16 protein-coding genes are annotated in these 15,834 nt (G+C 43.4%); 3 read left to right on the top strand and 13 right to left on the bottom strand.

The window, feature by feature from the left end:
• The 3 genes from AC25CA_RS02890 to AC25CA_RS02880 form a co-directional block, all read right to left on the bottom strand.
• The gene (locus AC25CA_RS02890; protein ID WP_486815539.1) at positions 1-537 is read right to left on the bottom strand and encodes a GNAT family N-acetyltransferase; all 537 of its coding nucleotides are present in this window, start codon (positions 535-537) and stop codon (positions 1-3) included.
• Positions 521-1,312 carry a sugar phosphate isomerase/epimerase family protein gene (locus tag AC25CA_RS02885; RefSeq protein ID WP_486815538.1) on the bottom strand — a complete coding sequence of 264 codons (792 nt, stop codon included), beginning with the start codon at positions 1,310-1,312 and terminating at the stop codon, positions 521-523. Before AC25CA_RS02885 ends, AC25CA_RS02890 begins: the two co-directional genes overlap by 17 nt.
• 194 nt (positions 1,313-1,506) lie before the next feature.
• Positions 1,507-2,613, bottom strand: a complete 1,107-nt coding sequence (locus tag AC25CA_RS02880) for a sensor histidine kinase (protein ID WP_486815537.1) — start codon at positions 2,611-2,613, stop codon at positions 1,507-1,509.
• 90 nt (positions 2,614-2,703) lie between these two features.
• Between AC25CA_RS02880 and AC25CA_RS02875 the strand changes: the two genes are divergently transcribed.
• Positions 2,704-3,417, top strand: coding sequence for a class I SAM-dependent methyltransferase (locus AC25CA_RS02875; RefSeq protein WP_486815536.1), 714 nt, complete (start codon positions 2,704-2,706; stop codon positions 3,415-3,417).
• 52 nt (positions 3,418-3,469) lie between these two features.
• Here AC25CA_RS02875 and AC25CA_RS02870 read toward each other — a convergent pair whose 3' ends face one another.
• From AC25CA_RS02870 to AC25CA_RS02830, 9 genes are all read right to left on the bottom strand, one after another.
• Positions 3,470-4,351, bottom strand: a complete 882-nt coding sequence (locus AC25CA_RS02870) for a GNAT family N-acetyltransferase (RefSeq protein WP_486815535.1) — start codon at positions 4,349-4,351, stop codon at positions 3,470-3,472.
• A complete protein-coding gene (locus AC25CA_RS02865; protein WP_486815534.1) occupies positions 4,348-5,163 on the bottom strand; it encodes a nitroreductase family protein in 816 nt (271 codons plus the stop codon). The genes AC25CA_RS02870 and AC25CA_RS02865 overlap by 4 nt, the downstream gene beginning before the upstream one ends.
• A 120-nt stretch (positions 5,164-5,283) precedes the next feature.
• Positions 5,284-6,291 (bottom strand): 2-thiouracil desulfurase family protein, encoded by a 1,008-nt coding sequence (locus AC25CA_RS02860; RefSeq protein WP_486815533.1) that lies wholly within the window; start codon positions 6,289-6,291, stop codon positions 5,284-5,286.
• A 74-nt stretch (positions 6,292-6,365) separates the two neighbouring features.
• Positions 6,366-7,304, bottom strand: coding sequence for a carbamate kinase (gene arcC / locus AC25CA_RS02855; RefSeq protein WP_486816590.1), 939 nt, complete (start codon positions 7,302-7,304; stop codon positions 6,366-6,368).
• 311 nt (positions 7,305-7,615) lie between these two features.
• Entirely contained in the window at positions 7,616-8,914 is a 1,299-nt protein-coding gene (locus tag AC25CA_RS02850) for a hypothetical protein (protein WP_486815532.1), read from the bottom strand.
• A gap of 13 nt (positions 8,915-8,927) precedes the next feature.
• Positions 8,928-10,121, bottom strand: coding sequence for an ABC transporter permease (locus AC25CA_RS02845; protein ID WP_486815531.1), 1,194 nt, complete (start codon positions 10,119-10,121; stop codon positions 8,928-8,930).
• Positions 10,118-10,810 carry an ABC transporter ATP-binding protein gene (locus tag AC25CA_RS02840; protein ID WP_486815530.1) on the bottom strand — a complete coding sequence of 231 codons (693 nt, stop codon included), beginning with the start codon at positions 10,808-10,810 and terminating at the stop codon, positions 10,118-10,120. The genes AC25CA_RS02845 and AC25CA_RS02840 overlap by 4 nt, the downstream gene beginning before the upstream one ends.
• Positions 10,811-10,813: 3 nt before the next feature.
• On the bottom strand, positions 10,814-12,037 hold the full coding sequence (locus AC25CA_RS02835; RefSeq protein ID WP_486815529.1) for an efflux RND transporter periplasmic adaptor subunit: 1,224 nt from the start codon (positions 12,035-12,037) through the stop codon (positions 10,814-10,816).
• A 104-nt stretch (positions 12,038-12,141) separates the two neighbouring features.
• Positions 12,142-12,648, bottom strand: coding sequence for an HD domain-containing protein (locus tag AC25CA_RS02830; protein WP_486815528.1), 507 nt, complete (start codon positions 12,646-12,648; stop codon positions 12,142-12,144).
• Between the two features lie 93 nt (positions 12,649-12,741).
• On the opposite strand from AC25CA_RS02830, the gene AC25CA_RS02825 reads away from it, so the two are divergent.
• Together AC25CA_RS02825 and AC25CA_RS02820 are read left to right on the top strand one after the other, a co-directional pair.
• The gene (locus tag AC25CA_RS02825; RefSeq protein ID WP_486815527.1) at positions 12,742-13,326 is read left to right on the top strand and encodes a class I SAM-dependent methyltransferase; all 585 of its coding nucleotides are present in this window, start codon (positions 12,742-12,744) and stop codon (positions 13,324-13,326) included.
• Between the two features lie 23 nt (positions 13,327-13,349).
• Positions 13,350-14,279: a ketopantoate reductase family protein gene (locus tag AC25CA_RS02820; RefSeq protein WP_486815526.1), complete on the top strand. Its 930-nt coding sequence runs from the start codon at positions 13,350-13,352 to the stop codon at positions 14,277-14,279.
• 1 nt (position 14,280) lies between these two features.
• On the opposite strand, the gene AC25CA_RS02815 is transcribed toward AC25CA_RS02820, so the two are convergent.
• The gene (locus AC25CA_RS02815) at positions 14,281-15,825 is read right to left on the bottom strand and encodes an FAD-binding oxidoreductase (protein WP_486815525.1); all 1,545 of its coding nucleotides are present in this window, start codon (positions 15,823-15,825) and stop codon (positions 14,281-14,283) included.
• Between the last annotated feature and the right edge of the window lie 9 nt (positions 15,826-15,834).

Below are 15,834 nucleotides of genomic sequence, written 5' to 3'. Positions count from 1 at the left end.
TTAGCTCTGCGAGGGGTTTATTTTCTCCATTCGAATATCCGCCCACCATCGTTCTTGATACCAGACAAAGTTTGGAATCCGTGCAATTTCATGATAGCCCATCTTCAGATAAAGGTTCGCCGCTCGCTCGTTGTATGAGAACACACCAAGTTCGACCCGAACCATGCCCAAGTCCCAGGCAAAATTCTCTATAAATTGCATGGCCTGTCTACCAATCCCCTTGCCTCGATATGCACCATCCGAAATACAAATCCCTAGCCATCCGCTATGTGGAATCCGCAGAAACAGATGCTCTGGATCTTCCATTAACGAAAGGTCTCCTATGGGTCTGTCTCCATCGAAAATAATGAATTGATGGTTGACGATATGAGAGGCTAAAATGCTGGTTCGATAGTCGACCAGATTCACGATCGACAAGGGACCTTCTTCAAAATTCGGCGTCACTAGATGCTGAATCTCGGGATCATTCATTCCCTTCATCAGTATCCGAAGATCCTCATCATCCAAGGGATCCGCTTTTCTATACCTTAGCTTCATGCCTCGCTCCTTCCATGACCCATGTTAATCGTTCCCTTGCTTCGGACAAAAAAGCATTCGCCGAGCCTATCACCTCCTGAGGAAAGACCTCCAGTGACCACTGTCCGTCAAAGCCTTGATTTTTTAAGAGTTCTTGAATCTGTTCAAAAGAAACCAGTCCCTTTCCCGGAAGCCAATGCCGGTCAAATTGGCCATCATTGTCCGAAAGATGCAAGCATGCAAGTGCCTTTCCATACGTACTTAACAATCGTGTTGGAGACTCGCTATATATCCAATCGTGAGAGGAGTCATAGCACCACTTCATTCCCTCGGGAATCAATTGTTCCAAGAGATGATCAAACCGTGAATCCTCAATGGTGTTTTCCACGGCCAATGTTACTCCAGCCGCCTTTGCATGCGCTAATAATAGGCTAAAACTTTCAAATCCCTGTTGCTCATCCTCGATGGGCTCCTGAGACATCCCATGAACAACCATCATAGGTATTTGATAAGCCTTGCATTCATCGATATAGCGGCAATACTCTTGCTGCGCTTCAGCAGCAATTTGCAGGTCCTTGGCCCAAAGCTTCCAAATATGGGCGTAGGGTGCATGAACATTCTCTACCTTTAGTCCAGCCCGACGGACACATTCAACCTGCTCCGCTTTGGACAAGGGGATAAAGTCTTCATCTCCCCACCAAAGCATGGTCGACTCAAATCCCGCCTTGCTAATTTCTTCAGTTCGCTCCTCAAAGGAAAGATCATATCCGAAATAGTGATAAATTCCTTGTCCCATTTTCCCATCCTTTCAATAAAACCTAGTCGCTATTTTTTTGTGAATTATCTGATAGTTTTTTAAATAATGGGTATGAAAATATTGAAGAGAAATTTCTTCTAATTAGCTTTCCCCCTATATTAAGCTGATTAATGTCCAATACTCCTCCGCCCCCTTGGATTTTCCGAGGGGGTAACTCTTTGTCGAAAAATGAATCATTTAGGAATCTGAATTCTCGTTCGAAATCCATTTTCTCCCGAAAAATCAATCTCCCCGCCCAGTCTTCCCACACGCTCCCTCATCCCTGTCAAGCCATTCCCACAAACAATGGATTCTGCCCCCACGCCATTATCTGTAATTGTGAGGATCAAAAACTCTGAATTCATCGCCCAGTGTATGTGAATCTCCGTGGCTTGACCATGGCGTCCTGTATTTGTCAAAAACTCTTGAATAATTCTATACAAATCCAAAGCCTCTCGCGAAAGAAAGGCTGGCAAGCAATCCATTCCGTCCACTTGCACCCGAATCCGAGTCTTCTCGGTATAGGTTCGCAACAATTTCTTCAACATCTCTTGAAAGCTATTCTCGACTTCGTCTTCCTGAAGTGCATCTACAACGCTTCGCACCTCTGTCAGCGTTTGCCTCGCGCTATCAGCCGCCTCTTCCAAGCCCTGTTTCCCAGAATCTGAAAGCGTATCTTCTGATCGCTTGACGATCTCAAGCTGCATGATCAACGCGGTTAAAGAATGTCCGATGGAATCGTGGAGTTCTCGTGCAAGACGTGCCCGCTCCCGATCCCGGCTTAAGGCTTCAATTTTGCGATTTGCTTGCTCGATTTTTTCCTTTTCTTCCCGATAAGAGCGTGAAAACCACAGCGTTGTCAACACCAAACCGTGTATCATGCCGAAAAATATCGTCTGAGACAAAATTAAAAAGTTCGCCTCCAAGGCAATCTGCTGAATAAATTTTGCCATCCCGACAAAGCTAATTCCAATGCCAACTCCCAGAAATTTCTTCTTGTCTAAATACCGATAAGCATCGACAATCAAAAGAATATAAATACCTTGAATGGCAAGGTTGATTGCAAATCGTGAATAAAACTCCAATAAGATCAATAAGAATCCATCTGCCAAATAAGATCCCGCAAGCACCCACGGTCTTCTCAAACGACTTCGAATGATACCCATTAATAACAAACCACCACTCACGAGCAACAAGATCTCACGGCGTGTAGAGGCTGCGCGCTCAAAAACAAGAACCAGAACAAATATGGCAATCATCATCATGCTTTTTTCGAGTACCCACCATTTTTTCAACTTCATCACTTCACCTCGATGCCTTTATCTTACCACAAAAGGCATACTTCTCACTGAAATTGGGTATCATTTTCACGTAAGACAAAGGAGGTTTTTATGAATTTTTATGAATCAATTTCCGTCTACTATGACGAGATTTTTCCCCTTACCCAAGGTAAATGGGCTTTTGCCAAAGAAGACTTAGCGCCCAACAGTACCATACTCGATATCGGTTGTTCCACGGGCACTCTTGCTCAAGGTCTAGCCACTGACGGATTTCAGATCCATGCCATCGACAAGGATCCAACCATGGTCCGTCTAGCCCGTTGCAACCATGCCCATACGGGGGCTCACTACGCCACCATGGATATGATGGCCATTGACCATTACTTCCCAAATGATCACTTTGATCGTATTCTTTGTTTGGGCAATACCTTGGTTCATCTTCCTGATGAACAAGCTCTGCTGCGGTTTCTAAGAAAAGTGAAGGCCCTTTTAAAAGCCGGCGGAGAATTCCGTCTGCAAATGATCCACTACGACATGATCATGGAAAAAGAGAGCCTGGGGCTAGCCACCATCAAAACACCAAGCCTGGAATTCACTCGCACCTATATCAAACGGCCAGACGGACGCATCGATTTTCAGACTGCCTTGAAGCTGGAAACAGAAAATCAAATTTTGAAAAACTCCATTCCCCTGATCCCACTTAAAAAAGCAAGGCTAGAGCACTTGTTGAAAGAAGCAGGCTTTAAAGACCTGCAAACCTTCGGTGGTTTCGACAAGTCTCCTCTTAGTGAGAATTCTGTCCCTTATGTGTGCATCGCACGATAAATGAAACCCACGATTTCCCTCTTATGTAAACAAGATAGAATCGTGGGTTTTATTATAGGCTCTTTTCAAACCATTCGCTATACACTTTTTCCTCTAAAAATTCCGACCTCTGATAAAGATGAAAGGCGGTCGCATTGGCATCTACGACCAAAAGATGAAGCGACTTCGCCATGGAAGCAGCTTGATTTTCAATGTTTTGCATCAAGATTTTTCCCCAACCTTGTCCCTGATATCTTGGATTGATGGTTATGGCATCCGCCCATAACACTTCCTTTTCCATGGATAAAAGATAGGTTCCAACGAATTCTCCGCGGTGAACCAGAAAACCCAATCGAGCTTGTCCCTGTTCTTGACGTTCCAACAACTCCTGAACCTCACCTAAGGACAATTCGCCGCTGTTGGGAGTCTTAAGAAAGGCTTCATTGTGCAAATCGACATATTTTTCTAAGAAATCTAAGCCTACAATCTGATCGCTAAATCCTTCAGGCAAACGCACTTCCCCTTGGACTTCTTTCCCCATCTGAACGATCCGATAGGTGGGAGAATAAGCCAAGCTAGGTAAAAGACGATCCTTCAAGCTATTATTTTCCTTCCGCAATCCAATCTTTGAAATCGTTGCACCCCAAATTTTCGCTTTCTTCTCTAAGGATTCGATCATTTTCTCTAAATAATCTTCCTGACCCTCCAAACAATAACAGGTGCTGAAGTATACGATAGAATCTCGCTCAATCGCCTCTACAATCATGGCTGCAACAGCGATCGCTTGACCGTCTCGAAAACTTGCCATGTAGGTTTCTCCGCCCAAATATACAGATTGGTAAAAGATTTCATTGATCGATTCTACACTAACAAATTCATGATTCTCAAATACATGAATCAAAAAATCGACGACTTGTTGTTTCTCCGATGAATCCCATTCGATGGCTGATTTCATGCCCACTCCTTCTCTTTTACAAAGCTGATAAAGTATTTATAATTTTGATTTTCCAAGGGTCTGGTCACGCGCCAATTCCCCTCAATTCCAAGTTCCATTCGTGCAAGATCGAAATGACAAATAGCAATACCCATGTCGATCCGATTCAAATTGGTTTCCTCTCGAGTCCGTAAATAAAAATGATAGGCGTTATATTCCCGGACAATTCGCCAAGGCTGTGCGTTTCTAGCGGATGGGGCCCGCTGTACACAGGTAAAAATGGTCTCCCATTTCGAGTTTGGCTTAATCAACAAGGCCTGATGAAATCCTCTATCGAAAAACAAGTCTGAAAATGGCTTCCGATTCACTGGCCTTGTTTTCAATTTTACCACTCGCTCCACCATAGACTGGTCCTTATGGGGAATACCAATGGCCAAAACCGCCGGTATACTTCGCGTCTCTTTCATTAAATACAGGGCTTCCAACTTACTTTTCTTAAAACTTCCCCCTAACCAACAAGATCCTATCCCCTCTTTCCAAAGAGAAATAGCAACCTTTTCCATGGCATATCCATAATTTACGAGGCCCGCACGGGTATTTGGGATAATTCCAAATAGGTATTCTGTATTTCCTGAAATTACGCCAAAAGTAGCCAATTGACCAATCCCCTGTTTTTTTAATTCCAGTGGAGAAACCCGCAATAAGTCAATGGGATGGCCTAAAGGTCCCATTTTTGAATCACGCAAAATTTGATCGATCATTTCCCGCTTTTGCTTTAAGGAATCTCGGGTAAATGAACGGCTCGACTGTCTTGTCAGCATCGCTTGAATCATAACTATCCCTCCCGCCCTTTTCCAACCACTTCTACTTTCTTTTCTTTTATTTTATCATAGTCTGCACAAATAAAAGAGTACTTGAAGCAATCAATCCGCTGCTTGAAGCACTCTTTTCTTCTATCGTCCTTTCGCGACTCGTTTTGTCTCTACCCAAACACCTCGGTAGAAGATCATCTCCCAAAGATCTGGCATCTTTAGTTTCTTCCACTCTGAATAACCAAAACTAGGATTAAAAGCATGCATGACAGCCGCCATCCAGGTACCATGGGTGGAAAGCAGGACGGTCTTTCCACGATTTTCTGCTTCAACCTCCATCATCATTTCCTTTCCTCGTTTTGCGACATCGTTCAACGATTCACATCCAAGCAAGGCAAAGTGATGGTCCAACCATTGTTTCTTTGTAAAGGCAGTAAAATCATCCAAAGGTGTTTCTGACGACATTCGCTCCCGTAGGCGTTCATCAAGTTCAATTTTTCTGTCCCACGCTTTAGCCAATGGTTTCACCGTATCCAGCGCTCGTCTGTAAGGACTCGAATAAATTCGTTCTGGCTGAAAGATGTCTTTATATCTTTCAACCAACACACTCGCTGCATGCACTCCACTCTCAGATAAGCCTCGGTTCCGCTCATCGGAAGAAAAAAATGATTCTGCATGGCGCAGCAGCAAAATTCTGGTGCAATTCTTCTTGAATCTTTTACTGGCCTCCTCTTCATTCACCACCTCGATTCCCGCAGTTCGCATTGCTCTTGTGGTCACCCCGGCACCTGAAATCACTTGCCGCTGAAAACTTCCATCGTATATCTGTTTCGATCCACAGGAAGGACTCTTCGACTTTAAAATTGCCAGCTTTGCATCAATAGATTTCGCAACCGCTACAGCTTGATCAGCGCCACTTCTGTACGCAGTGGTAACATCTATCCCTTGATTCGTAAAAAGCTCAACAGGGTCTTCTGAAACAATCTCAGCCGGATTTCTTGGGGTATCTAATCCCCCCAAAAGCTCTGGACAAACGGCAATCAAGTCTCCAGCCTCAAACATCGCCTTTAACAAGGGGTCCGGCATGGATTTTCCGTCATATCGACAGGCACAACCAACCAGACAAGCGCTTACTATCATCTTTCCCATTTCGTATCCTCCCCACAATTCTTCTCTACTAGTATACGGGAAGTTTCTCTTACTTTCATAAGACACTCAACTTTTTATGAATAAATAAGCGTACCACTTTCGCCCTTGATGGCCAGTGGCGCCTTTTCCAAAGAAGCAATCACTGCCTTTCGATTTTCTCCGCCTTGGACAAATCGAATGGCAGCTTGCACCTTGGGCAGCATGCTACCCGGCGCAAATTGACCCTCTTGACAATAACGGATGGCTTCCTCAACAGACATTTTCTCTAGGTCCTTCTGTTCCGGCTTTCCAAAGTTGATGGCTACCCGATCAACGGCTGTTAAAATATACAGATAATCAGCATGGACCGCTTTCGCCAATTGCGCTGCTGCAAAATCCTTGTCAATCACCGCAGACACGCCTGAAAAACTACCGTCTTCATTCTCTACAACAGGAATTCCACCACCACCGCAAGTAATAACAATAAACTCATTATCCAGCATATTAACGATGGATTCTTTCTCCAGAATACGCACAGGTTTTGGCGATGCCACCATCCGACGATATCCTCGATTAGCATCTTCTTTCATCACCAATGAAGAATCCTTGGCCATCATGCCCTCTGCCTCAACCTTTGTATAAAAACCACCGATCGGTTTGGTTGGATTTTGAAATGCCGGGTCCTCACGGTCCACCTCAATTTGAGTAACCACAGTTGCAACAAACCATGGTTTCTTCTGTGCACGAATCTCCGCTTGTAGAGCGTTTTGTAAATGAAATCCAATATAGCCCTGACTCATTGCCGTACATTCCGGCAAATCAAAGGCAGCAATCTTGTCGTTGGCTTTGGACGCTTCCTCGAATGCCAAATTGATCATTCCTACCTGGGGTCCGTTTCCGTGACAAATAATAATCTCATTTCCCTGATTGATCAATTCAATCAAGGGCTTCGTCGTTTCCTTCACTTTGATTTTTTGTTCTTCAGGTGACTTTCCAAGGGCGTTTCCTCCTAGGGCGATCACCACGCGGGGTATCGAATTATGATATCTTTCCATCTTTGTGCCCTCCTTGATCTTATTCGTACTCACTTTTTTATAATCCTACTTGCACCTTATCGAAATCAATGGAACTTGTCAATTTGAAATGATACCGTTTTCCTGTTTTGGACTGTAAAATCTTACAAATCCTGCATACAAAAAAACTCCAAAGTAGATTAGGCAATTTAATTACTTACCGTGTCTACTTTGGAGGCATCATATCAAAATCAACATCTCTTTCTTATTTCATATCCATTTTATAAGGAATACTCTCTTCAAAAAGTTTTCGTGCATGACGATCTTAATACTTATTTTTTGTCATTATCTAAAATACTAGGTGAAATGCCGTGAGATCGCAAGATCCAATTTGTATACTCTCGCCCGATTCGATCCATTGTTGTCTCCGGATCATACTTCCAACCTGCAACATAGGCGTTTAGTTCCTGGTTCCATGTATCACCTTCTGCAGAAAGGTTCTCATTCCATTTCTTTAGATCTCGCTTCCAAGATTCTACAGCCTGGTCATATGCCAAACGGTCCTGATTGTAGCGAAGACTTGCTTCAGCTGCTCCAATCTCCGATTCAAGAAATTCTTTTTCACTTCCTTGCCCGCTCAACAATTTCCCCTCAACATACTCTTGTTCTTGCTCTTTGTTTTTCAGAGTCATTACATCTTGTCGAATGGCAAGATTCAAAGCTTGTAACTTCGCATAGCGATCCTTAATCGAAGCTTTACTATCAAGCAAAGCATCTGCCATTTTTCCGACTTCCTCAATCTCGCTTAATAGGTACTGCGGATAAGCATCAGGACGATTTTTTTCAAACTTAGGACCCCTGAATCCATCTTCAATAGCCCGAATCTCCAATACCGTCTTTTGATACGCTCCCATAGCCGATCTAAATTGATCAGAACCTAGGGCCAATTGATTAATTTCTTCATTTGTTAACGCTCTAGGCATCATGGGTAAAGGACCCCAAATAATTTCTAATGGTTGATCTTCTTTGATGGTTTTCTGTAACTTTTGATTGAATTTTTCCAATGCCGCATCCGTCTTCAATTGCGACTGGAATTGATTCCGTTCCTGATTCAAGAATGCATAAGAGGCATCATGATACGTCATCAATGAGATACTCCCACTTGCATAACGAATCTTTGCAGAAGCCTGGTTCATCTTTGCCAATTCTAACTTGAGATTTGCCAGATGTAATTCTGCTTGTGCATCAGCCAAAGCAAAGAACCTGGTCTCTACACGGTTCTCACCACTGACTTTCAAATCCTCTATTTGTTGCTGAAGGCTCGCTACTTGTTCCTTTAAACTTAAAGGGACCAAATAGATCTCTCGCTGATTTTGAATGGAAAGCCCACTCCAATCGGCTATATTTGCATAGGTACGCTTTGCAGCCTTGGGCGATTCTTTCATGGCTTCTTTCAAATTTTTTTCGGCCAATTCAATTTGATCATTTAATACGGTCACTTGATAACTTGGCTCCGATTTTGCTTGCATTTGTGCTTGTTCTAATGTCAATCCAGTTTCACCAGCAAACCCACTGGATGAAATGCCCAACATAAAAATCAAGCCAAAAGTTAACCCTTTTATTCGTTTCATCGTATTTTCTCCTCTACTCATGACGCAAGGCTTCAATTGGACTTAGTTTCGCTGCTTGATTGGCCGGATAGATCCCAAAGAACAAACCAATTGCGATAGAAAAAGCCGACGCATATAGGATTGCATCTGTTGATATCACCCTTGGTACCTTCATCAAAGTACAGGCAACGGCAGCAAGTCCCATGCCCAATACCGCTCCAATAATCCCACCCATCAAGGTTAAAAGCACCGATTCAATTAAGAACTGAATCAGAATATGATGACGTTTCGCACCAAGAGCTTTCCGTATACCGATCTCTCGAATCCGTTCCGTTACGGAAACCAACATAATATTCATCACGCCAATTCCACCGACTAAAAGTGCGATTCCCGCAATAGCTGCGATCAAAAGGGTAACCTTGCTTAACACGTCATTCACCGATGCCATAGCCGCTTTCGGACTATAAACCATGTAGAAACTTTGCCCTTCCGCATCATGACGGCTTTCTAAAAATTTGACTATCCTTGTACTCAATACATCCGTACTTTGTCCTTCTGCCGGATAGATATTTAGCGATCCATATTGCGTTTGATTCAAGATCTTTTGGGCCGTTCCAATAGGAATAAAGCCGCCATAGGTCTCTGAACGTTGATCTTTTTGGGTATAGACCCCCACCACTTGAAAGCCTGTGCTCATATCATTTAACTGTAAAAATAAAGTTTGTCCAATCGCCGATTGACCCGGGAATAGATCTTTCGCCAATCGTTCGTCAATAACAACCACATTTTTTTTATTCACACGTTCCTCATCCAAGAGATCTCGCCCCTCAATGATTGTTGCTTTTGACATTTTCATTGTACCCGACGACGAACCACGAAAGTTTGCACCCGCTTTTTCAAGATTACCGACGATTTCACCCGATACACTGCTGTCTGGAGCAATCTCTAAGGTTTCTGCTTGAAACTTGGTCTGCAAAGCAGCAATATCATCTCTTGTAATCATCGCCTTATCATAGACATCTGAATCCAATCGATAATTTATATAAACCTGAAAATTATTCCCACTCAAGTCGGAAAGTTGATCATTCATATTCGCTTTTGTTCCATCGCCGATAGAGACAATAGTCACGACGGAAGAAATACCAATAATAATGCCAAGCATAGTCAGAATCGAACGCATTTTATTGGACCAAATGGAACTTAAAGCAATCCTAAATAACTCTTTCATATGCGTTTTCCCTCCTGATTTCGATAATCGTCAACAATCTCACCATCTTTAATAACAATCACGCGAGAACAATGCTTGGCAACATCCGGTTCATGAGTAACCATAATAATGGTGCGTCCCTCTTCATGCAAGGCTTTAAATAACCCAATGATTTCTTCTGTTGACTTTGAGTCTAAGTTTCCAGTTGGTTCATCAGCAAGAAGAATGGCAGGATCCGTTGCCAAAGCGCGTGCAATAGCAACCCGCTGACGCTGTCCGCCCGACATTTCTGAGGGTCGATGTTTGCCACGATCTCCAAGGCCAACTTGCTCCAAGGCTTTTTTTGCACGTTGGTCTCGTTCCTTAGTCGATTTTCCTGCATAAACCATGGGTAACTCAACATTTTGTTGCGCATTAAGTTTAGGCAAAAGATTAAAAGATTGAAAGATAAATCCGATTTTTTGATTCCGTACATCGGACAATTCATTTTCTGTCAGGTCCTCAACATGGGTTCCATCAATCCAATACACACCCGATGTGGCTTGATCCAAACATCCCAATACATTCATTAAAGTCGACTTTCCAGAACCAGAAGGTCCCATAATCGCCATGAAATCACCTTTTTTCACATGAAGATCAATATCTTTCAAGGCTTCTACACGAATCTCACCTTGTTCATAGACCTTGGTTAATTTTTCCAATTGAATCATCGCTTACCACCTCTCGATAAAGGCACCAGCATCTTCAACATATACACGTATCGTATCGCCATCTTCTAAGCCTTGACCCGACACCTCTACCTTATAGTCTCCTCGAACACCCAATTCAACCGGAATGATTGTTTCAATGCCCTCTCGTTCTACATACAAAACTTTTTGCCCATCTTGGTCACCAACAGCCTCGAATGGTACAGCCAATACGTTTTCTTTTTCATTGATGACGATCTCCATCTGAACTGAGTTGTTGATTTTAAAGAGATCATCTTCATCATCCACTTGTACCTCTACTTCAAAGACCGTCTTCCCATTCAGACGAACCCCGGCCGGTGACAAGTAGATAATCGTTCCGTGATACTCTTTACTTGGGTCTGCATTGCGGCGAATGATCACTGCTTTTCCTTGTTGCAAGTTGGCTGCATCAAATTCATTAATCGTGGAAAGCACCTTCAGTGACCCAACATCTTTCACTTCAATCAAGTTGCTACCAACCTGTACTTGATCACCTGATTTCACAGCAATCTTGGTTATAACCCCAGCAATCGGTGATTTGACTTCAGCATTGTTCCATTCTTCCTTAGCATCAGCCAACTCACTCTCAGCTTGCTCTACACCTAAAATACGTTTTGCCCGTTCCTGCTCCAAATCGAAGGCTTCATATTGAATTTTCGCTTCTAAATAGGATGATTGGGCTTGTGTTAACGCCTCTTTCGCTTGATTTGCAGACTGTGCAGAGATCGAACCCAATGATAAAAGCTGTTGCTGTTCTTCATTGGTCTGTATCGAACGATCATAGGCCATCTTAGCTGATTCATAATTCATTCTGATGGTTTGCCCTGCATCCCGATTGAATTTTGCCAACTTTTCTTTGGCTTCCTGAAGATTTAATTCTGCTTGTTTTACGATTGCTAAAGCCTTGGAATCTTCCATTCGAATCAGCACTTGATCTTTTTCAACCGATTCACCTTCTGCTACTGCAATTTCATTGATCTCTCCTGTGAAACCAGCCTGCATCATTTGCTCTTTTTCTGAAACTGCCAATCCTGAGATCAATACTTTCTCACTTACGGTTTGCTTCGTCAAGCTTGTTGTTGAAAAAGATGGCTTTGCAGCCGCTTGTGCTGGTGCTTTTATTTTCAAAGCATAAAAGCCTCCTACCGCAAGTACCAAAACCAATAGTAGAATCCATCGTTTTTTTATTTTAAATCGCTTATTTTTCATGAGGTGCCTCCCTTTCATTTCTTTTCTTAGTATAGAATTCAATTCTTAACTAAACCTGAACCAGAGCCTTACCTTTTTCTTAAAATAAAAGAAGCTGAGTCTCCTCAGCTTCCCTTTCCATTTCTCTGCAATTCAAACTCTTCTAGCACATTCAACAAGCGTCCTTCTTTCTTTGGATGAGCCTCATATCTCAGATCACCCAAAGAGAAGGCCCGCTCAAATAGATCAGCATCTTTTAAAATTTCAGCATAAGGACCATCTATTCGTTTCTTTTTCGAGTGGAACTCAATGGCGTCTAAAAGCATAGCTTGCTCCGTATGAGTGAAATCACCCCAAGCTTTAACCTGCTCTTTTAGACTTTCTGCTCCTGTCTTGCCATGACTAGAAGTAAAGTCTTCCCCATAAATCCGTCCCCAATCATGAAGCAGTCCCATGCAATAAGCCAGCTTGGTATTAAGGCCGCGCTTCTTTGCCAGCATGACACAAAAATAAGCAACTCCATGGGCATGCATTCGTTCATCAAATGAGCCATCGACAAAGGCAAATCCGCTTCGTGGCTTCATTCCATCCAATCCACTTCGAAGAAATTCTTCCCATTCATTTATTTTCATCGCGAGCCTCCCAAGATTCTTTTTTACTTTATTATACTACAGCTTGCATCTTTTCCTCCATTTGGGATAGGATACATAAAAGGAGGCATTGCCATGGAATACGGAAAAAGTTTCTATGATCACTTTATGCACCCGCTCGAAAGAAATGGACTGGCAGATGCCAGAAGATATTTAATACCCAAAGCAAAGGGTCATGTACTAGAAATCGGACCGGGTTCGGGTATTAATCTTCGCTACTACCTCTTTGATCAAATTGATTCCTTATCGCTCTTTGATCAGCGTATCCAACCCACCATTGCATCTTTTAGCTTCCCAGAAACACTACCCCTCGTCCAAACAATCGGCACTGTAGAATCACTTCCTTACGAAGACGATTCCTTTGATACCGTCATCGCCTGTCTGGTTTTTTGCTCTGTACCAGACGCACAAAAAGGGCTTAAAGAAATTCAACGCGTATTAAAACCCGGTGGTTCCTATTTATTTATCGAACACATCCTTTCGGATGGTCCTGTCTTGGCTTCCGCCATGCAGCTGATTACACCGATTTGGAAGCAAATCGCAAAGGGTTGTCATTTGAATCGAAGAACCGATCAACGCATTGACGAACTTGAATTAATCCCGATAGAAACGCACTATTTTATGCGCCGAAGTTTTGTTTGGGGCATTGCAAATAAATAAGATCATGATCTGGAGGTCAGACTATGAAACAAATCAACAAAGTCGGCTTAATCGGCCTTGGGGCTATAGGTGGCATTGTCGCCGAAAAACTCGCTCGTACAAAAAACCTTGAATTTTCTGTTCTTGCCGATGGAAAGCGAATCGATCGATATTTGAACAATCCCATTTCGATCAACAACACGCCCTTGTATCTAGAATACTTGGCACCAGAAAATGCGGCTCCCATGGATCTCATTCTCGTTGCCGTCAAGCATCATCATCTGGCCGCAACTATGGAGACGATGAAACCCTTTGTCGGTCCCGATACCATTCTGCTGTCCCTGATGAACGGCATCGTCAGTGAAGAAATTTTGGCTGCATCCTTCCCTCAAGCGACCATTTTGCCCGCTATGATCGTCAAGATCGACGCAGTTCGAGAAGCTGGCAATGTGCGATTCTCTTTGCCTGGCATTATCCATTTCGGACATGAAAATCCCGATCACCCTGCCATAAAACTCGTATCCGATCTATTTAAGAAAGCCGGTATCGAATATCATGTGCCAGAAGATTTGGATCGCGATATGTGGTGGAAATTTATGATCAATGTCGGAATCAACCAGGTATCTGCCATCCTGCAAGCACCTTATCAGCTCTTTCAAACGAAAGAACTTCCCAATATCTTGGTCGATGCGGCCATGCATGAAGTGATCGCTCTGGCACAAGCGGAGGGCATCAACTTAAAGGCAGATGACGTGATGGAGTGGAAAAAAGTCTTAATGTCCCTTCACCCAGCCATGAAAACTTCCATGTGCCAGGATATGGAGGCCAAACGAAAAACAGAAGTGGAAGCCTTTGCAGGTGTCGTCATTGAACGCGCAAAAAAGGTCGGCATAAAAACGCCGACCAATGAAATGCTCTTCGCCACCATTCGATCCATGGAACTGAAAAATCAAATGATGGCTAAATCTCTATAAATCAAGCACCCGCATTTTTCTTTGCGGGTTTTTTTGCGTCAAAAATGACACCCGGATTGAAAATCCCTTCTGGATCAAATCGTTCCTTGATGGATTTCATGATTTGCACGTCTTTCGATGAGTACATGCGCTGAAAGGCTGATCGCTTGGTGCGGCCCACACCATGCTCAGCCGTAATGGTTCCCCGCCAGGCAATGACTTGCGATTCCCATTCCGCGATCAGCAATTGACTTTTTTCCGCTTCCTCCCAAGTCTTTGGCAAGAAATTAATATGAAGATGGTTATCCCCAATATGACCGAAAATCAATGAATCAATCCCCAACTGATCAAGGCCTTGTTGATACATGATCATACACGCCTTCAGTTTATCATTGGGAACAGCAAAGTCTGTACCCAACTTTCTCAGTCTAGACTCTTTGGTTTTTCGCTCCACCATGCGAAGATTTGCACATTCTGGTACAGCATGGCGGAAAACGCGAATCTGTTCCAGGCTCTCTTCATCAAAGGCGCACCATTCCTGACCCTCTACCATATTAAAATGATCATTCAAGCCAAGCAATTGTTCTGCCACTTGCTCGATTTTCTCTTCCGATTCTTCATGAAACTCTAGGTAAACACCCGCTTCTACTGCGTGTGGAATCTGCTGAAAGCGTTTCAACTCCGGTTTAAGCTCACGAAATTCCTTCACAATTTGAAAGGCTGATTGATTCATATACTCAATCGCAATCGGTCCACCCACAGGTCTTTCCTCAAGCCAATCAACATTCTCTCCCCGTATCCAACGAACAAATTCAATGGCAAGCTCATTCTCACGAAAAAAGAAAAGAATACCCATTTTTTGCATAGGCACTGGCATCAAACGCAATTCAAGCTCCGAAATAATCCCTAAGCTTCCTTCCGAACTCAGCAGTAAATCCACCGCATCTCCATTGGGTTGCCAGTCATAACCGGCAACATTTTTGCCCAAGACTTTCTTTTCCAGTAAAAAAGATCCCTCTGGCTCGCCCAATTCCTGCAATAAGGCCTCTTGTGTTTTCTCTCCTCGCCTCACGTGCAAAATACCCTGCGCCGTTACCATGCGAATTCCATGCACATAATTACGTGTTGCCCCATAAAAATAGGAACCTGCTCCCGAAGCATTGCAGGCTGCCATACCCCCGATACTCGCCAAAGCTTCCGTAGGATCCGGCGGAAAGAAAAGCGCCTTTTCTCTTTGCTTTTTCCGCAAGGCTTGATTGAGATCTTGCAAAAGAAGCCCTGGTTCCACCCTCACCAAACCTTCCTCTAACTTAAATTCCAGGATTCGGTTCATCTTGGAAAGATTAAGAATATGCCCACCTTGCGGTACTGCACCGCCACAAATCCCTGTTAGATTCCCTTGAATAGTAAGGGAAAGATGCTTGCCCTGACAAAGAGCCACTAGAGCTTGAATTTCTTCCTCGGTTTCAGGAAAAGAGATGGACTCTGCCCAACCCGTACATTTCGACTCATCTTGTAAAAATCCTTGAATCTGTTCCTGATCAAATCGCAACAACTCATCCGTCATTCTTTTCCC

The organism is Gottschalkiaceae bacterium SANA (genome assembly GCA_036323355.1).
In the GTDB taxonomy this organism is placed as follows: domain Bacteria; phylum Bacillota; class Clostridia; order Tissierellales; family GPF-1; genus GPF-1.
This window is presented reverse-complemented; position numbering and strand designations above follow the sequence as displayed.